Source organism: Cryobacterium arcticum (assembly GCF_001679725.1).
In the GTDB taxonomy this organism is placed as follows: domain Bacteria; phylum Actinomycetota; class Actinomycetes; order Actinomycetales; family Microbacteriaceae; genus Cryobacterium; species Cryobacterium arcticum_A.
This window is the reverse complement of sequence record NZ_CP016282.1, coordinates 806,484-824,013: the sequence shown is the minus strand read 5'-3', so window position 1 is coordinate 824,013 and position 17,530 is coordinate 806,484. Positions and strand designations below refer to the sequence as shown.

Genomic DNA, 17,530 nt, shown 5'->3' with positions numbered 1-17,530 from the left:
CATTGCCAGAGAGCGAGACCGGGTCCTCCGACGGGTCAGCCGTATGGTCGGCTTGACCGCGTCGGTGACGACTTTGGCCTACCTCGCCGTGCCCGGCGGGCTCGAACCGCGCGTGACCCTGGTGGTCGTGCCACTGTTGCTGCTGATTATCGGCTGCCAGTACCTGCTCGGCCGTAGCAGTGCCGTGCGCTGGGCCGTGGGCGTCGTGCTGCTGGGTAACACCGCCATCCTCCTCGTGGGACTGACCTCCCAGCGTGGCCTCGGCCTCAACATTCTGGAGGAGGCCGTGATCGCCTCCATCGCGGCCGGTGCGCTCAGCTGCGTCGCCCCCGTGCTGGTGGTCGGGCCCGGCCGGCAGGTCATCCTGTTCGCCTCGTTCGGGTTGACCGTGGCCGCGGTGGCGCTCGTGACCATCTCTGCCGGCGGCTCGGTGTTCCCCCTGGCCCTGACCGTGTGCGGTTGGGCGGCACTGTCGCTGGGCGGCTGGTGGATCGCGCAGAGCGTGCCCCGGGTGCTGCAGCGCATCGCGGCCATCGGGCGGGCCCACCAGGCCGAACGGCATGCCAGCGAGCTCGAGGCCCAGCGCCGGCAGGGTGCCCGGTTGTTGCACGACACCGTGCTGGCCACCCTCACCCTGCTCGCCCACTCCGGAGTCGGGGTGAGCCCGGCGGCGCTGCGGCAGCAGTCCGGCGACGACGCCAGGCTCCTGCGCCAGCTGCGCCTGGGCGGCCTGCCCACCCCGAGCCGGTCCGGTGTGTATACCCTTGAGCCGGCCAACACGTCGATGCTCGGCAGCACCCTCGAGTCGGTCAAGCAACGCTTCGGCCGGATGGGCCTCGAGGTCGACTGGCACGGCAGTGGCCAGGTGCTGCTGCCCAGCGATGTGCTCGACTCGTTCCTGCTCGCCCTCGGCGAGTGCCTGGAGAACGTCCGCCGGCATTCCGGTGTCACCCGCGCCGACGTCACCATCTCCGACGACGACACCACCGTGCGGGCCATGGTGACGGATGCGGGCAGAGGCTTCGACCTCAGCGCGGTCAGCACCGAACGACTGGGCTTCGCCGAATCCGTGGTGGCGCGCCTCCGCGACGTGGGCGGAACCGCGCGGCTCTTCTCCTCCCCCGGCTCCGGCACGACCGTCGTTCTCGAGGTGCCCAAATGACCTCGGGTGCGGTACCGGCGCCCTTGGGCACGAACGGCGGGTCGTCGTCGACCCGGGCGCACCGCCAGCTGCTCGAAGAGCAGCGTGACGAACGCCGCCGCGCGTTCCGGCGCCCACAGCGCACGGTCAACACCACCCGGGCCAACGGGGCCGGCCTCGGCGGCCGCCACCTCGGCGTCGGCATCTCCCTGAGCGGTGGGTTCTTCGCCCTCTTCCTGATGTGGCGGTTCGCCATGCAGTGGGACCGCTACCCCAACCCGCTGCCCACCCTCGCCGCCTGGGTCATCCTGGTGATCGCCATCGCGGTCACCGGGGTCTTCGTCAACCGGCTCTCCAGCCGGATGCCCACCTGGATGTTGCTCACGGTGCTCGCCACCGGCGAGGTCGTCGTCGGGCTCGACCTGGCCGGGTACGGCCGCGGCGACGCCCTGGGCACCTACCCCACGGCCGCCGCCGGGGTGGGAGCGCTGTTCGCCATGCTGGTCACCGTGCGGCGCGGCCGGGAGGTCGTCGCCGCCACGCTCGTGCTCGGCGCCGTGATCGCCGCGGGCTCGCTCACGGCCGCCGCGAGCATGCCCCTCACCTTCGCCCCGGCCATCCTCACCATCAGCCTGTGCGTGTTCCCGCCGCTGGTCGGCGTCTCGATCGTCCGCGGCTTCCGTCGAATGGTGCAGCGGGAACTCGACCTGGTCCTCGTGCAGAGCACGGTGACCCAGCCGTCCTCCGCCGTGGGCATGCTCGCGTCGGAGGAGCTGGCCCGGATCGACCTCGACGCGGAGACCCTGCTCGACGACGTGGCGACGGGGCGCACGGCGCTGCCGCTCAGCCCGGCGAAATCGGCCGCCGCGGCGACACTGGCCACCCAGTTGCGCCTGCACCTCATCGAGGGCCGCCGGGAGACCTGGCTGCACCATGCCCTCACCGAGTCGGAGTTCCTCGGCCCCGCCGTGAACCTCGACGACCCGTCGGGGCTCGCCGGCCAGCTCTCGCCCGAGCAGCGTGACGCGCTGCTTCTGGCGATTTGGCTCCTGATCAGCGACACCGACGGCGCCGAACCGACGGTTTCGCTCGTTTTTGGGCCTTTGGGCCGTACCAGTGGCCACGAAATCGGTGAGATGCTGCGGTTTCCAATCAAAATGATCGTCGAGGGTGTGCCTCGGCGACGCGTGGACCCGGAGACGTGGCAAGCTATCCGAGTAGTCGGCCCTCACATCGATTCGGTGCGAAGTGGGCAGCTCCACGTCGACATCGAATGCAGTATTGACAATCCTGCGGACGCCTGACCGTGCCAGCCGGCACGAGTGCGTCTGACGGGGGAACATGCAACAGGAGGCAGCAGTGACGAACACAGCAGTGACGCTCATCGACAATCCCATCCGGTTGGCCCTGGTCGACGATCACCGGATGCTCCTGGGAGCGTTGACCGAGTGGATCAGGGGGGCCGCTGACGACATCAACATGGTGGCCGCCGTGACCACCTGGCCGGAGCTCCTCACCCATCCGGAGTTCCCGGTGGATGTGGTCCTGCTCGACCTGGACCTCAAGGACAACATCCCGGTCTCGCTCAAGATCTCCACGCTCAAGACCGCCGGGGTGAAGACGGTGCTCATGAGCACCTACTCCGAGCCCGCGCTGGTGCGTGAGGCCCTGGCCGCCGGAGCGCTCGGCTACCTCGTGAAGACCGAGGAAGCCAGCACCATCGTCGAGGCCATCCACGCCGCCAACGACGGCGACTCCTACATCTCCGCCGAGCTCGACCTGGCCCTGCACAGCGGAACGGCCGGCTCCTCGCCGCGCCTGAGCGCCCAGGAACGCCGGGTCATGGCTCTGTACGGCGCCGGCGAACCGGTCAAGGCCGTGGCGCACCAGCTCGGCATCTCAGAGGAAACCGCGAAGTCGTACCTCAAGCGGATCCGCGAGAAGTACCGCCTGGCCGGTTTCGACGTGGGAACCAAGGTCGCGCTGCGCAAGCGTGCCATCCACGACGGCATCCTGCTGCAGTCCGACTAAGCACCACCGGGGCCGGTCGGCGCGCGGCTCAGTGCGCGTCGACCACCGTGATCAGGGCCGTGCCGTAGGGAACGGGCCGGCCCCTCCGGCGGCGGGACCGGTCGATCCCGAAGGTGATCACCGCGAGACCCAGGCCCACCACGCTGAGTCCGAAGCCGACCCAGATCGGTGCGAGGTAGCCCAGGCCGCCCGCGATGACGACGCCGCCCAGGAACGCGCCCAGGCTGTTGCCGAGGTTCAGGGCCGAGTGGTTCAGGGCCGCCGCGATCGACTGGCTGTCGTGCGCCACATCCATCAGCCGGGTCTGGATGGTCGGCGACAGCGCCGCCGCCGACGCGCCGACCAGGAACACCCCGGCCAGCAGGCCTGCGAGGTGCTGGGCGGAGAAGGCCAACAGCAGCAGGGCCGCGAGCATGACGGCGAAGAAGGCGTACATGCTGCGCCGCACGCTGCGGTCGGCGAAGACCCCTCCGGCGAAGTTGCCCACGGTCATGCCGAGGCCGACCACGATGAGCACGAGCGGCACGGCGAAGGCCGGTAGCCCGGTGATCTCGATCACCAACGGCGCCACGTAGGTGTACACGGCGAACAGACCGCCGAAGCCCACGGCCCCGATCATCAGGGCGAACCAGACCTGAAGACGGCCGAAGGCCCGCAACTCGTTGCGCATGGTGGCGCCGGCGTCCCCGGCCTGGAAGGGCACGGCCACGATCACGGCAACGAAGGTCACGGCGAACAGCGCGGCCACCGCGATGTAGGCCACCCGCCAGCCGGCCAGCTGGCCGAGCCAGGTGATCGACGGCACCCCGATGACGTTGGCGATGGTGAGCCCGGAGAGCACGATCGCCACACCGCGGGCCCGTTTGCCCGGCCCCATCAGTTCTGCCGCGACGAGTGAGGCGATACCGAAGTAGGCTCCGTGCGGCAGTGCGGCGACAAAACGCGCCACGAGCACGAGGCCGAACGTCGGCAGCAGCGCCGACGCGATGGTGGCGAGGGTGAAGCAGGCCAACAGCACCAGGAGCAGTTGCTTGCGCGGCCAGCGGGCCGCCGCTGCCGCGATGGTGGGCGCCCCGACGACGACGCCGAGCGCGTAGGCGGAGATGATCCAACCCACCTGCGCGTTGGCGACGTCCGGGGAGTAAGCGTAGAGACCGGGCAGCAGATCCGCGGCGAGGTTGGGCAGCAGGCCCATGGCCACGAATTCGGTGGCGCCGATGGCGAAACCGCCCAGGGCGAGGGCGAGCAGCGCGAGGCGGACCCGGGCCGGCGTCAGTGTCGCCGTCCCGTCGGTGAGTGAGGGCATCGACTCAGGATACGCACCCGTCGTGTCGTCGGTGTTACGCGGGATCGTCCGATTGCTCCATGGCCGCCTCGAGGCGGTCCAGTTTGGCGGTCAACTCTCCCGAATAGCCGGGGCGGATGTCGGCCTTGAGCACCAGCGACACCCGGCTGCCGAACGCGCCCACGGCATCCGCCGCCGCCTTCACGACCGCGAACACCTCGTCCCAGTCGCCCTCGATGGTGGTGAACATCGAGTCGGTGTGGTTGGGCAGGCCCGATTCGCGCACGACGCGCACGGCGGCGGCGACGGCGTCGTGCACCGAGTCGGTGGGGGCTCCGGAGGGGGCCAATGAGAATGCGACAAGCATGATTACTCCTTCAGGATCGAACGGTGCAGGCCGGCGGCCGGCGCGGCCTGCGTGAGGACGCCGGGGCCGGCGCCGGGGCTGCCCAGCCGCCACAGCCGCACCGCCATCCAGACCAGGAGCACCACCTCGAGCAGGTTGCGCGCCGTGAGGATCAGCACCATGGCCGGGGTGGTGGCGAGCAGGCCGTCGTAGAAATACGGATACACCACCTGGGTGAGCGCCGCCATGACCAGGGCGACCAGGGCCGGTCGCCACCACGACCGCGGCGAGCTCACCAGCCCGAGGATCAGCGGGGCTGCCAGCCAGGTCATGAACTGGGGCGAACCGACTTTGTTGACCACGATCAGCGTGAGCACCAGGGCCAGCAACAGCGGCGGGAAGAGCCTGTCGACGGAGGCGCCCCGGCGTTGGGCCCGCCAGCCGAGCGCGAGCACCGCGGCCACGCAGAGTACGAGCAGCGGGGTCATCACCGCGATGGCCAGCTCCGTGCCGGTGCCGATCACCTGGTAGGTGAGGATCTGCTGGTCGTAGTACACCAGGGTGCCCGGGATGCCCAGCGCCGACTGCCACAGCCACCAGCCGGCCACCGGGGCCTCGATCTGGATGCCGCGGTCGGTCTGCTCCGTGACGAAGCTGAGGATGGTGAGCCCGCTGCCCTGGGTGAGGGCCACCACGATGATCAGCGCGGAGGTGCCGGCGAAAGCGGCGAGCACCTGCCAGCGGCGCTTCGACGCCACGACCAGGGCGATGATCGCGGCGACCGGCCAGACCTTGACCCAGGTGGCCACGCTGAGCAGTACCGCGCCCCAGAACGGCCGGGTACGGAGCCACAGCAGGCCCATGATCACCAGCGGAACCGTCACCGAGTCGATCCGGGCGAGCCCGACCGGGCCGAGCAGGAGCAGGAAGCCCAGCCACCACCAGGCTGCCCCTGCGGCGGCCCGGCCGGGCCGGCGGCCGGTGAGCACACCGAACGCGACGCCGTTGAGCACCGTCACCAGGCCGAGCCAGGTGAGCGCGTACATCGGCGCCCCGAAGGCCAGCGACGCGAGGATCGGGGCAAGGGCCAGGATCGGGTAGACGAAGTCGGTGTCGATGCCCAGCCGCACGGCGCCGGAGACGGTGCCCTCCGCCCATCCCAGGTAGACCCGTTCGACATCGCCGAGGGGCCAGCCGATGCCGCTGAGGTTGAGGCCGATGAGCACGGCGTGCACGAGCACAAAACCGCCCCAGAGAACGAGCGGCCGGCGTAGGAACCAGAGACGGCCGGTCGGCGGCGCCACCGAGGCTGCGGCAGGGATCGGGGTTTCGGGCACGCTCCACTGTTGCACATTCACGTCGCGGCCTGGGCCTGGCTTGCCTCCGGTCAGGCGAGCAGGGCGGAGAGGGTCGCCGGGACGGCCTCGGCCACGTCCAACGCCACGAGCGGTCCCCCGGCGCTGGCCCGGTGCGCCGCAGCCGCGTGCACGAACGCGGCCGTGGCGGTGAGGGCCGCCAGCGCGTCGGCATCCGCCTCGATGCGCGCGGAGTGGGTGGCCAGGAGCGCGCCGAGGATGCCGGCGAGCACGTCGCCGGAGCCGGCCGTGGCCAGCCAGGCCGGTGCGCCGGACACCGTCAGGCGGATGCCGGACGGTGACGCGATGTGGGTGACACTGCCCTTGAGCAGCACGGTGCAGCCGAGGGCGCTGGAGGCCCGCACGGCCCACTCACCGGGGTCGCCGGCGATCTGGTCGGCCGTGACGGTCTGGCCCGAGCGGCCGAGCAGCCCGGCCAGCTCACGGAAGTGCGGGGTGATCACCGTGGGTCCGGCGGTGCCGCCCACCAGGTCGAGGGCCCCGGCGTCGACGACCGTCGGCAGGCCCTGCTTGAGGGCCTTCCGCAGCCGCGCCGTCTCCTCGTCGCTGCGGGCGGCGGCGTCCATGCCAGACCCGAGCAGCCAGGCCTGCACCCGGCCGTCGGCCGTGACGACCTCGGGGCGGCGCTGCAGCACCAGGCTCGACACCCGCTTCGGGCCGAGGTAGCGCACCATGCCCACACCGGTGCGGCTCGCGGCCTCGACTCCGAGCACCGCGGCCCCCGGGTACGCGGTGGAACCGGTGCGCACGCCCAGCACACCCCGGCTGTACTTGTCATCGGTCGCCTGCGGAACCGCGATCCAGTCGCGGGCCTGGGCGGCCTCCCATTCCAGCCATCGTCGTGGTTTCGCCATGCACTCACGATAGGTTGTTTCGGTGTCCGATACCTCCACAGCTCCCGCCGTCTCGCTCTTCGACCCGATCACCCTGCGCGGTGTCGAGATCCGCAACCGGCTCTGGGTCGCTCCGATGTGCCAGTACTCCGTGCACCGCCTGGACGGCATCCCCACCGACTGGCACCTCGTGCACCTCGGGTCCCTCGCCGCGGGCGGCGCCGGCCTGATCGTGACCGAGGCGACCGCGGTCAGCCCAGAGGGCCGCATCACCGACCGGGACACCGGCATCTGGAACGAGGCCCAGACCACCGCCTGGACCCGTATCGTCGCCTATCTGCACGAGCAGGGCGCCACGGCGGGCATCCAGCTCGCCCACGCCGGCCGCAAGGCCTCCACCTTCCCTGCCTGGGGCACCGCCGAACACGGCAGCGTGCCCGCCGAACAGGGCGGCTGGGCGGCCGTGGCACCGTCCGACATCGCATTCGGCGGCTACGCCACCCCGACGGCGCTGGACGCAGCCGGCATCGTTGCCGTCGTCGCCGACTTCGCCGCGGCTGCCCGCCGGGCCCTGACCGCGGGCTTCGACGTGCTCGAACTACACGCGGCGCACGGCTACCTCCTGCATCAGTTCCTCTCCCCGCTCAGCAACGAGCGCACCGACGAGTTCGGCGGCTCCCTGGAGAACCGGGCCCGCCTGCTGCTGCAGGTGATTGCCGCGGTGCGCGCGGAGGTCGGCGAGAGCGTTCCCCTGCTCGTGCGGTTCTCCGCCACCGACTACGCCACCGACGGCTGGACCGTCGAGGAGACCGCGATCGTGTCGGGCTGGGCGGCTGCGGCGGGCGCCGACTTCTTCGACATCTCCTCCGGCGGCAACGTCACCGGGGTGCAGATCCCGCTCGCGCCGGGCTACCAGGTGCCGCTGGCGCAGTTCGTCAAGGACAACGCCGCGGTGCCGGTCAACGCCGTCGGCCTGATCACGACGGCCAGGCAGGCCGACGAGATCGTGGCCTCCGGCGCCGCCGACGCCGTGATGCTCGGCCGCGAATTCCTGCGGGACCCCCACTTCGCCCTGCGCGCCGCGCATGAGCTCGGCGTGCAGCTGGACTACTGGCCCGGCCAGTACCTGCGGGCCGCCTGGCCCGCCTGACGCCTCAGAGTTCCGCCGCGACACGTTCCTCAGCGACACAGAGGATGTTGCCCTCCGAGTCCTTGAACCACGCTGCACGTTCCTGATCGGTCGTCGCGATCCCGTTCTCGGTCTTCAGACCGGGCAGGTCGTACTCCTCGAACACCACACCGGCGTCGCGCAGGCGCGCCACCTCGCCGGCCAGGTCGTCCGTCGTCCAGAGCAGGGCCGTGTTCTTGGCCGTGCCGGCGTTCTCGGTCTCGTAGACCAGCACCGACGCGCCGGACAGGGCGCGGAACCTCAGCTCGCCTTCGCGCTCCTCGGCCGGCTGCAGTCCCAGTTTCTCGGTGTAGAACGTCCGTGCGCGCTTGATGTCCCGCGCCGGGAGCACGGCGGACGGTTCCAGTTGACTCAACATGATCTGTTCCCTCGCTTTCCGTTTTCACCGAACACGGTACGCCCGCAACACCCGCCCGGCGAGAGCCCCGGCCGGGCCGGCAACCCGCCCGCCGGGACCGGCGCGGCGGTAAACTCGGCCAAATGACCTCTCCCCTGCCGGCCGACATCCGTTTGATCGCCTCGGACATGGACGGGACCCTGCTCGATGCCGACGGGCGCGTGCCCGACCGGTTCTGGCCGCTGCTCGATCGCCTGCAGGCGGCCGGCATCGTCTTCGTCCCGGCCAGCGGACGGCAGTACCAGACCCTGCACGCCGTGTTCGGCAGCCGGGCCGGGCTCGTCTACATCGCGGAGAACGGCACGAACATCGTGCAGGACGGCGTCTCCATCGCCCGGGAACCGGTCATCGGGTCGATCATCGCGCCCGTGGTGGACTGGGTGCGCCGCGCCGCCGCGGACGGAGCCGATATGGGTATCGTGCTGTGCGGCGCCAGATCGGCCTACGTCGAGCGCGCCGACGAGGGCTTCCTCCGGCACGTGCGCCCGTACTACGCCGCCCTCGAGGTCGTGGACGATGTGCGGGCGGCCGCGGCGGATGATGACGTGCTCAAGCTTGCCGTCTTCGGGCTCGGCCAGGCGGAGACCCGGATCGCCCCCGCCGTCCGGGCGCTCGGCCTACCCGCGGACGTGGTCATCTCCGGCGACAACTGGGTCGACATCATGCGCCCTGGCGTCAACAAGGGCACGGCGCTCACCCGGCTGCAGCAGAGCCTCGGCATCCACCGGGAGCAGACCATGGCGTTCGGGGATTTCCTCAACGACGCCGAGATGCTCGAAGCCGCCGGAGCGTCCTACGCCGTCGCCAACGCGCACCCCAGCATCCGGGCCCTGGCCAGGTACCAGGCCCCGTCGAACGTCGATGAGGGCGTTATCACGAGCATCCTCGATGCCCTGCCGGAGCTGCCTGAGCCGGCACCGGCCCTCGCCTAGAGCCGCCTGGTGGCGTCCTGGACCTCGCCGACCAGTTCCTCGATGATGTCCTCGAGGAACAGGACCCCGGTGGCGTCGCCCGTGGCGGTGAACGTGCGGGCCAGGTGGGCGCCGGAGCGGCGCATGGTCGCTAGGGCGTCCTCGAGGTCGGTGTCTTCGAAGATCGACACCAACTGGCGGATGAGCTTGGCCGGGATGGGGTCGGTGTACCCGTTGCGCCCGCTCTCGACGGGATCGACGTTCAGCCCCAGCACGTCCTTGAGGTGGATGTAGCCGGACGGCTCCCCGTTCGCACCGTCGAGCACGTACCGGGAGAAGCCGTGCCGGGTGACGGCTTTCTCCACGTCGGCGGGCGTCGCGGACTCCGGCAGGCTGACCAGCTGGTCCAGCGGCACCGCGATGTCCCTGGCCTTGCGGGTGGTGAACTCGAACGCCGCGGTCAACGCGCCGGAGTCGTCGGTGAGCACGCCCTCGCGGGTGGACTGCGTGACGATCGTGGCGACCTCATCGAGCGTGTAGGTGCTCGTGGCCTCATGCTTGGGCGCCACCCCGAACAGCCGCAGCACCCCGTTGGCGGTGGAGTTCAGCGCCACGATGACGGGTTTGACCAGACGACCGAAGAAGACCAGAGGCGGGGCCAGGATCAGCACGGCCTGGTCGGGGACCGAGAAGGACAGGTTCTTGGGGACCATCTCGCCGAACACCACGTGCAGGTAAGACACGATGAACAGCGCGATGACGAACGCGATGGTGCCGATGGCCTCTTCGGGCAGCCCGGTGAGGTTCAGCGGGATCTCGAGCAGGTGGTGGATGGCCGGCTCCGACACGTTCAGGATCAGCAGCGAACACACCGTGATACCCAGCTGCGAGGTCGCCAGCATGAGGGTGGCGTGTTCCATGGCCCACAACGCGGTCTTGGCGCTGCGCTTGCCGGCCTCCGCGAGGGGTTCGATCTGCGAGCGGCGTGCCGAGATCACGGCGAACTCCGCGCCGACGAAGAAGGCGTTGCCGATCAGGAGCACGACCAGCCAGCCGAGTCCGGCCCAGTCGCTCATCGGCCGCTCACCCCATTGCGCTCAGAGTGAGTGGTCACGTCGTCTTTCTGGATGATTCGGATCGAGCCGGTCGTTCCGGTCGGGGGTTCGACGGGGTCCGGCGTGTACCGCAACCGGTCGATGCGGCGGCCGTCGAGCCGCTCCACACGCAGTTCGCCGGTGGGGATGCGCACGATGTCGCCCACCACGGGCAGCCGGCCGAGCTCGCTCATCACGAAACCGGCGACGGTCTCGTAGGGGCCGTCATCCGGTACCGCGAGGCCGGCGCGCTCAGCGAGCTCGTCGGGCCGCAGCATGCCGGGAAAGGTGAGTGAGCCGGGCGAGCGCACGATGCCGGCCCGGGTGCGGTCGTGCTCGTCGGCGACCTCGCCGACGAGTTCCTCGACCAGGTCCTCGAGGGTGACGACCCCGGCGGTTCCGCCGTACTCGTCGACCACGACGGCCATCTGGAAGCCGCGGCCGCGGAGCTCGGCGAGCAGCCCGTCGAGTTTCATCGTCTCCGGCACCCGGAGGGCCTCGGACTGCAGGGCCGACACCGGCACATCCGCCCGGCGGAACCGCGGAACGGCCACGGCCTGCTTGACGTGCACCAAGCCCACCACGTCGTCGACGCCCTCATCGATCACGGGGAACCTGGAGTAGCCGGTCTGCCGGGTGAGATCGATGACGGCCTGGGCGCTGGCGGTGCGGGGGATGCTGGCCAGCCGCGGGCGCGGCGTCATGACGTCGGAGGCGGTGTGGCCGGAGAACAGCAGGGTGCGGTGCAGCAGCGTCGCGGTGTCCTCCTCGAGCAGACCCGCGCTGGCGGAGCGGCGCACGAGCGACGAGAGTTCCTCGGCGGTGCGGGCGCCGGAGATCTCCTCCTTGGGCTCGATGCCCACGGCCCGGAGCAGCCCGTTGGCGCTGCCGTTGAGCACGGTCACGGCGGGCCGGAAGACCGTGGTGAACACCGTCTGGAACGGGATCACGAACTTGGCGGTCTGGATCGGCAGCGCCAGGGCGAAGTTCTTCGGCACGAGTTCGCCGACGATCATCGAGATCAGGGTGGCCAGCACGATCGCGACGGTCGATCCCACCACGGGGATGACGGCCGTGGGGATCCCGACCGCGCCCAGCGGACCGGCCAGGAGGCTACTGATCGCCGGTTCGAGCGCGTAGCCGGTGAGCAGGGTGGTCAGGGTGATGCCGAGCTGGGCGCTGGAGAGGTGCGTCGAGGTGATCTTGAGTGCGGCGATGGTCATCGCCAGACGGGTCTCCCCGCGGGCCTGCCGCGCTTCGAGGTCAGACCGGTCGAGATTGACCAGCGCGAATTCGCTGGCCACGAACAAGCCCGTGCCGAGGGTCAGGATCAGGCCGATCCCGAGCATGATCCACTCATACACGGGCGGCTCCATCGCGGGTCACGGGCGAGGGTTTATGTTCGGGCGAATGCGCAGAGGGAGGGTCGTCCATTAGAGGGTCAACTATACCGTTCGCACCTGCCCATCGGCACTCCGTGCTACCAGGAAACCACCAGTGCCTTGCCCTCTTCGTAGCCGGCCGCGGACTGGATGCCGACCCGGGCCCGGTCGTGGAATTCGGCCACGCTGGCCGCCCCCGCGTACGTGAACGAACTGCGCACCCCGGAGGTGATCATGTCGAGCAGGTCTTCGAGCGAGGGGCGCAGCGGGTCGAGGTAGATCTTCGACGACGAGATGCCCTCGGCGAAGAGGGTCTTGCGGGCCAGCTCGTACGCGTCGAGCCGGTCGAAGCGTTCCCGCACCGCCTTCGTCGACGCCATCCCCCAGCTCTCCTTGTACAGGGCGCCGGAGGCGTCGGTGTCCAGAGTGCCCGGCGCCTCGATGGTGCCGGCGAACCAGGAGCCGATCATCACGGAGGCGGCGCCGGCGGCCAGGGCCAGCGCGACGTCGCGCGGGTAGCGCACCCCGCCATCCGCCCAGACGTGCGCGCCGAGACCGGCGGCGGCCTCGGCCGTCTCGATCACGGCGGAGAACTGCGGGCGACCGACGGCCGTCATCATGCGGGTGGTGCACATGGCGCCGGGGCCCACGCCCACCTTGATGATGTTCGCGCCGGCGCCCACGAGGTGCTCGACGGCGTCGGCGGTGACCACGTTGCCGGCCACGATGGGGATGCCCAGCTTCAGCGCCGAGACGGTCTTCAGCGCCCGGATCATGCCGTCCTGGTGTCCGTGCGCGGTGTCCAGCACCAGAACGTCCACCCCCGCGGCGGCCAGGGCCCGCGCTTTGGCGGCGACGTCGCCGTTGATGCCAACGGCGGCCGCCACGAGCAGCCGGCCCGAGGCGTCCACCGCGGGCTGGTACAGCGTGGAGCGCAGGGCGCTCTTACGGCTGAGCGTGCCGACCAGCTTGCCGCGCCGGAGCACCGGGGCGAAGTCGAGGTCCGCGGCGGTCATCACGTCGAAGGCGCTGCGGGCGGTGTCGATGTCCTCGGCGTCCAGGGAGGCCAGCCGACCGTGCAGCAGATCGCCCAGGCGGGCATCCGGCAGCGCCGTCGCGAGCCGGGACGCGTCGATGCAACCCAGGTAGTTCTCCTGCGCGTCGTGGATGACCAGACCCTGGCCCTCGACCGGCGGAACCTGGCGCAACGCGTCGGCCACGGTGGCGTCGGGCGCGAAGACGAACGGGGTGTCGAACTGCACCGGCTGCGACTTCACCCAGCGGATGGCCGCATCCAGGTCCTGCAGGTGCATGTCCTGCGGCAACACGCCGAGGCCGCCGCGCCGGGCCAAAGCCGCAGCAAGGCGGGGGCCGGTGACCGAGTTCATGTTGGCCGAGACGATGGGAATCGTCGCAGCGGTGCCGTCACCGGGGGCGAGCGACACGTCGAGGCGGCTGTTGATGGCCGACTGGCTGGGAACCAGGAAGACGTCCGAATAGGTCAAGTCGTGGCGGGGAACCGCTCCATAGAACTGCATGTTTTTAACGCTAGTCCCCCGCGGCCGTGCCGGTGCAGGACCTCGATGGGATTAGTCTTGATATCAACACACTGACCCGGCGGTTGTGATCGCCATGGAGAATCAGAATCAACGAAGAGAGTGGGCGATCAGCTGTGTCGAACCAGTTGACCGGCGGTGGGTCCGAAGAAACGGCCTCTGCTGAATTCGGAGCCAACGAATGGCTCGTAGACGAATTTTACGAACGATACCTCATCGACAAGAACTCGGTGGATCGGTCCTGGTGGCCGATCCTGGACAGTTATCACCAGACGGCCACGGGGCAGGCGAGCGCCGACGCCCCACCGGCGTCGGACGGAGCGGCCTCCCCCGCCGCTCCCGCCGCGGCCGAAACGCCGCCGCTGGCCGAAGAACCGGCCACGCCCACCGCTGAGGCGCACCCGGTGACGGCACCGATCCCCGTGGTCGGCGGCCCGCTCACGGCGCGCACCACCTCGATCGCGCCCAAGCCGGAGCCGGTTCCTGCCGACGCCCCGATCACCAGCCCGCAGCCCGTGGTCTCGGCCGCCACGCCCACGCCGCCGCAGGATGTCGTCACGCCGCTTCGCGGCATGGCCAAGAGCCTCGCGGCCAACATGGCCACCAGCCTCACCGTGCCCACCGCCACGAGCGTGCGCACCATCCCGGCGAAGCTGCTCATCGACAACCGCATCGTGATCAACAACCACATGAAGCGGGCCCGCGGCGGCAAGGTCTCCTTCACCCACCTCATCGGCTGGGCGCTCATCCGGGCGCTCAAGATGTTCCCGAGCCAGAACGTCTACTACGACGAACTGGACGGCAAGCCCTCCGTCATCGCTCCGGCGCACGTGGGCCTGGGCATCGCGATCGACCTGCCCAAGCCCGACGGCACCCGCTCGCTCATGGTCCCGGCCATCAAGCGCGCCGACACCATGACCTTCGGTGAGTACCTCACCTCCTACGAGGACCTCGTCGGCCGCGCCCGCAAGGGCAAGCTCACCGCCGACGACTTCTCCGGCGCCACGGTCTCGCTGACCAACCCCGGCGGCATCGGCACCGTGCACTCGGTGCCCCGGCTGATGAAGGGCCAGGGCTGCATCATCGGCGCCGGCGCCCTCGACTACCCGGCCGAGTTCATGGGCGCGAGCGTCAAGACGCTCACCAGCCTGGCCATCTCCAAGACCATCACGCTCACCAGCACCTACGACCACCGGGTCATCCAGGGCGCCGGCTCCGGCGAGTTCCTCAAGATCGTGCACGAGCTGCTCATCGGCCAGCACAACTTCTACGAGGACATCTTCGCGGCCATCCGCATCCCGTACGACCCGATCCACTGGGCGCCGGACATCAGCGTCGACCTGGCCAGCGCCGTCGACAAGACCGCCCGGGTGCAGGAACTGATCAACGCCTACCGCGTGCGCGGCCACCTGATGGCCGACATCGACCCGCTCGAGTACAAGCAGCGCACCCACCCCGACCTGGACATCGCCAGCCACGGCCTGACCTTCTGGGACCTGGACCGCGAGTTCATCACGGGCGGCTTCGGCACCAAGCGCACCATGCTGCTGCGCGACATCCTCGGCGTCCTCCGCGACTCCTACTGCCGCACCACGGGCATCGAGTACATGCACATCCAGGATCCGGCCCAGCGCAAGTGGGTGCAGGAGAAGATGGAGAAGACGTACGTCAAGCCCACGCACGACGAGCAGATGCGCATCCTCGGCAAGCTCAACGAAGCCGAGGCGTTCGAGACCTTCCTGCAGACCAAGTACGTCGGCCAGAAGCGCTTCAGCCTCGAGGGCGGCGAGTCCACCATCGCCCTGCTCGACCAGATCCTGCAGGGTTCGGCGGATGCCGGCCTCGACGAGGTCTGCATCGGTATGGCCCACCGTGGCCGCCTGAACGTGCTCACCAACATCGCCGGCAAGACCTACGGACAGATCTTCCGTGAGTTCGAGGGCACCCAGGACCCCCGCAGCGTGCAGGGATCCGGCGACGTGAAGTACCACCTCGGCACCGAGGGCACCTTCACCGGCGGAAACGGCGAGGAGGTGGCCGTGTACCTGGCCGCCAACCCGTCGCACCTGGAGGCCGTCGACGGTGTCCTCGAGGGCATCGTGCGCGCCAAGCAGGACCGCAAGCCGATCGGCACGTTCTCCACCCTCCCGGTGCTCGTGCACGGTGACGCCGCCATGGCCGGCCAGGGCGTGGTGCTGGAGACCCTGCAGATGTCCCAGCTGCGCGGCTACCGCACCGGCGGCACCATCCACGTGGTGGTCAACAACCAGGTCGGTTTCACGACGCCTCCCGGCGAGGGCCGCACCTCGGTGTACTCCACCGACGTGGCCAAGACCATCCAGGCACCCATCTTCCATGTGAACGGTGATGACCCCGAAGCCGTCGTGCGGGTGGCCGAGCTGGCGTTCGCCTACCGGCAGGAATTCAAGCGCGACGTCGTGATCGACCTCGTCTGCTACCGCCGACGCGGCCACAACGAGGGCGACGACCCGTCGATGACCCAGCCGCTGATGTACAACCTCATCGAGGCCAAGCGCAGCGTGCGGAAGCTCTACACCGAGGCGCTGGTCGGCCGTGGTGACATCACCCAGGCGGAGTTCGAAGCGGCCCACGCCGACTTCCAGGACCGCCTCGAGCGGGCCTTCATGGAGACCCACGCGGCGCAGACCGCGTCGATCCCGATCATCACGAGCGACGCCGCCGCCGCTCACCGGGAACTCTCCAACGCGGCCGCGCAGGAGGACGCCGTCGGCGAACCTCTCACCACCGGGGTGCCGGAGAGCGTCGTGCACCTGATCGGCGACACCTTCAACAACAAGCCCGCCGGCTTCACCGTGCACTCCAAGCTGCAGCAGCTGCTGCAGAAGCGCCTGGACATGAGCCGCAACGGCAACATCGACTGGAGCTTCGGCGAACTGCTGGCGCTCGGCTCGGTGCTGCTGGAGGGCACCCCGGTGCGCTTCGCGGGCCAGGACGCCCGCCGCGGCACCTTCGTGCAACGGCACGCCGTGCTGCACGACCGGGTCAACGGCCAGGAATGGTTGCCGCTGGCGAACCTGAGCGAGAACCAGGCCCGGTTCTGGATCTACGACTCGCTGCTCAGCGAATACGCCGCCATGGGCTTCGAATACGGCTACTCGGTGGAACGTGCCGACGCCCTGGTGCTCTGGGAGGCCCAGTTCGGCGACTTCGCCAACGGCGCCCAGACCATCATCGACGAGTTCATCTCCTCGGCCGAGCAGAAGTGGGGCCAGCGTTCCAGCGTCGTGCTCCTGCTCCCGCACGGCTACGAGGGCCAGGGCCCGGACCACTCCTCGGCCCGCATCGAGCGGTACCTGCAGATGTGCGCGGAGAACAACATGACCGTCGCCCGTCCGTCCACGCCGGCGTCGTACTTCCACCTGTTGCGCCGTCAGGCGTACATGCGACCGCGCCGCCCGCTGATCGTCTTCACCCCGAAGTCGATGCTCCGTCTGCGTGGGGCCACCAGTCCCGTCGCCGACTTCACCAGCGGCAAGTTCGAACCGGTGATCGACGACGCCCGGATCCAGGACAAGTCCGCCGTCAAGCGGGTGCTGTTCATGGCCGGCAAGCTCTACTACGACCTGTTGGCCGACCTCGAGAAGAACCCGAACCCCGAGATCGCGCTCGTGCGCATGGAGCAGTTCTACCCGCTGCCGGGCGCCGAGCTCAAGCAGGTCGCCGACCAGTACCCCAACGCCGAACTGGCCTGGGTGCAGGACGAGCCGGAGAACCAGGGCGCCTGGCCGTTCTTCTACCTCCAGACCAGCAGCTCGGGCAAGGACAAGCTGGGTCGTCAGGTGCGCCTGTTCTCCCGTGCAGCGTCGGCGTCGCCGGCGGCCGGGTCCGCCAAGCGCCACGCCGCCGAGCAGGCCGAGCTGATCAAGAACGCCCTCACCCTCTAGGCGTCCGGCGCTCGACGTCCGGACGTGAAAAGGGCCGCACCCCCTCGGGGGTGCGGCCCTTTT

General features: G+C 69.8%; 14 protein-coding genes. 6 read left to right on the top strand and 8 right to left on the bottom strand.

All coding sequences use genetic code 11. The features are described from left to right. Positions 1-43: 43 nt before the first annotated feature. The 3 genes from PA27867_RS03600 to PA27867_RS03590 are packed head-to-tail and all read left to right on the top strand — an operon-like array spanning position 44 to position 3,172. Complete coding sequence (locus tag PA27867_RS03600) at positions 44-1,162, top strand: sensor histidine kinase (protein WP_236900824.1); 1,119 nt, start codon at positions 44-46, stop codon at positions 1,160-1,162. Next, positions 1,159-2,445: a hypothetical protein gene (locus tag PA27867_RS03595; RefSeq protein WP_084020644.1), complete on the top strand. Its 1,287-nt coding sequence runs from the start codon at positions 1,159-1,161 to the stop codon at positions 2,443-2,445. The genes PA27867_RS03600 and PA27867_RS03595 overlap by 4 nt, the downstream gene beginning before the upstream one ends. A 55-nt stretch (positions 2,446-2,500) precedes the next feature. Beyond that, complete coding sequence (locus PA27867_RS03590; RefSeq protein ID WP_370626857.1) at positions 2,501-3,172, top strand: response regulator transcription factor; 672 nt, start codon at positions 2,501-2,503, stop codon at positions 3,170-3,172. Positions 3,173-3,200: 28 nt separating this feature from the next. Here the strand turns inward: PA27867_RS03590 and PA27867_RS03585 are convergent, their stop codons facing one another. From PA27867_RS03585 to PA27867_RS03570, 4 genes are read right to left on the bottom strand one after another with little or no spacing between them, the layout of a single operon-like run. Beyond that, positions 3,201-4,478, bottom strand: coding sequence for an MFS transporter (locus PA27867_RS03585; protein ID WP_066593300.1), 1,278 nt, complete (start codon positions 4,476-4,478; stop codon positions 3,201-3,203). A 34-nt stretch (positions 4,479-4,512) separates the two neighbouring features. Continuing rightward, positions 4,513-4,824, bottom strand: a complete 312-nt coding sequence (locus PA27867_RS03580) for a YkoF family thiamine/hydroxymethylpyrimidine-binding protein (protein ID WP_066593295.1) — start codon at positions 4,822-4,824, stop codon at positions 4,513-4,515. Positions 4,825-4,826: 2 nt separating this feature from the next. Next, the gene (locus PA27867_RS03575) at positions 4,827-6,140 is read right to left on the bottom strand and encodes a glycosyltransferase 87 family protein (RefSeq protein WP_167550819.1); all 1,314 of its coding nucleotides are present in this window, start codon (positions 6,138-6,140) and stop codon (positions 4,827-4,829) included. A gap of 50 nt (positions 6,141-6,190) precedes the next feature. After that, positions 6,191-7,033 (bottom strand): ADP-dependent NAD(P)H-hydrate dehydratase, encoded by an 843-nt coding sequence (locus PA27867_RS03570; RefSeq protein ID WP_066593291.1) that lies wholly within the window; start codon positions 7,031-7,033, stop codon positions 6,191-6,193. 22 nt (positions 7,034-7,055) lie between these two features. Here PA27867_RS03570 and PA27867_RS03565 point away from each other — a divergent pair, with 22 nt between their 5' ends. Next, positions 7,056-8,162, top strand: a complete 1,107-nt coding sequence (locus tag PA27867_RS03565) for an NADH:flavin oxidoreductase/NADH oxidase (RefSeq protein ID WP_066593288.1) — start codon at positions 7,056-7,058, stop codon at positions 8,160-8,162. Positions 8,163-8,166: 4 nt separating this feature from the next. Here PA27867_RS03565 and PA27867_RS03560 read toward each other — a convergent pair whose 3' ends face one another. Then, positions 8,167-8,559, bottom strand: a complete 393-nt coding sequence (locus PA27867_RS03560; protein ID WP_066593274.1) for a VOC family protein — start codon at positions 8,557-8,559, stop codon at positions 8,167-8,169. Between the two features lie 122 nt (positions 8,560-8,681). Between PA27867_RS03560 and PA27867_RS03555 the strand changes: the two genes are divergently transcribed. Further along, entirely contained in the window at positions 8,682-9,530 is an 849-nt protein-coding gene (locus tag PA27867_RS03555) for a Cof-type HAD-IIB family hydrolase (RefSeq protein ID WP_066593270.1), read from the top strand. Here the strand turns inward: PA27867_RS03555 and PA27867_RS03550 are convergent. The 3 genes from PA27867_RS03550 to PA27867_RS03540 all read right to left on the bottom strand — a co-directional run bounded on the left by PA27867_RS03550 (position 9,527) and on the right by PA27867_RS03540 (position 13,523). Further along, a complete protein-coding gene (locus tag PA27867_RS03550; RefSeq protein ID WP_066593266.1) occupies positions 9,527-10,585 on the bottom strand; it encodes a hemolysin family protein in 1,059 nt (352 codons plus the stop codon). The genes PA27867_RS03555 and PA27867_RS03550 overlap by 4 nt on opposite strands. Continuing rightward, positions 10,582-11,979: a hemolysin family protein gene (locus PA27867_RS03545; protein ID WP_084020640.1), complete on the bottom strand. Its 1,398-nt coding sequence runs from the start codon at positions 11,977-11,979 to the stop codon at positions 10,582-10,584. Before PA27867_RS03545 ends, PA27867_RS03550 begins: the two co-directional genes overlap by 4 nt. A 104-nt stretch (positions 11,980-12,083) precedes the next feature. Then, entirely contained in the window at positions 12,084-13,523 is a 1,440-nt protein-coding gene (locus PA27867_RS03540) for a GuaB1 family IMP dehydrogenase-related protein (RefSeq protein ID WP_066593262.1), read from the bottom strand. A gap of 134 nt (positions 13,524-13,657) precedes the next feature. On the opposite strand from PA27867_RS03540, the gene PA27867_RS03535 reads away from it, so the two are divergent. Beyond that, positions 13,658-17,467, top strand: a complete 3,810-nt coding sequence (locus tag PA27867_RS03535) for a multifunctional oxoglutarate decarboxylase/oxoglutarate dehydrogenase thiamine pyrophosphate-binding subunit/dihydrolipoyllysine-residue succinyltransferase subunit (protein ID WP_084020638.1) — start codon at positions 13,658-13,660, stop codon at positions 17,465-17,467. Positions 17,468-17,530: the final 63 nt, after the last annotated feature.

Coding starts and splice junctions, on each gene's coding strand:
- PA27867_RS03595 (WP_084020644.1), top strand. CDS start 1,159: ATGACCTCGGGTGCGGTACCGGCGCCCTTGGGCACGAACGGCGGGTCG.
- PA27867_RS03570 (WP_066593291.1), bottom strand. CDS start 7,033: ATGGCGAAACCACGACGATGGCTGGAATGGGAGGCCGCCCAGGCCCGC.
- PA27867_RS03540 (WP_066593262.1), bottom strand. CDS start 13,523: ATGCAGTTCTATGGAGCGGTTCCCCGCCACGACTTGACCTATTCGGAC.
- PA27867_RS03555 (WP_066593270.1), top strand. CDS start 8,682: ATGACCTCTCCCCTGCCGGCCGACATCCGTTTGATCGCCTCGGACATG.
- PA27867_RS03545 (WP_084020640.1), bottom strand. CDS start 11,979: ATGGAGCCGCCCGTGTATGAGTGGATCATGCTCGGGATCGGCCTGATC.
- PA27867_RS03560 (WP_066593274.1), bottom strand. CDS start 8,559: ATGTTGAGTCAACTGGAACCGTCCGCCGTGCTCCCGGCGCGGGACATC.
- PA27867_RS03550 (WP_066593266.1), bottom strand. CDS start 10,585: ATGAGCGACTGGGCCGGACTCGGCTGGCTGGTCGTGCTCCTGATCGGC.
- PA27867_RS03585 (WP_066593300.1), bottom strand. CDS start 4,478: ATGCCCTCACTCACCGACGGGACGGCGACACTGACGCCGGCCCGGGTC.
- PA27867_RS03580 (WP_066593295.1), bottom strand. CDS start 4,824: ATGCTTGTCGCATTCTCATTGGCCCCCTCCGGAGCCCCCACCGACTCG.
- PA27867_RS03600 (WP_236900824.1), top strand. CDS start 44: ATGGTCGGCTTGACCGCGTCGGTGACGACTTTGGCCTACCTCGCCGTG.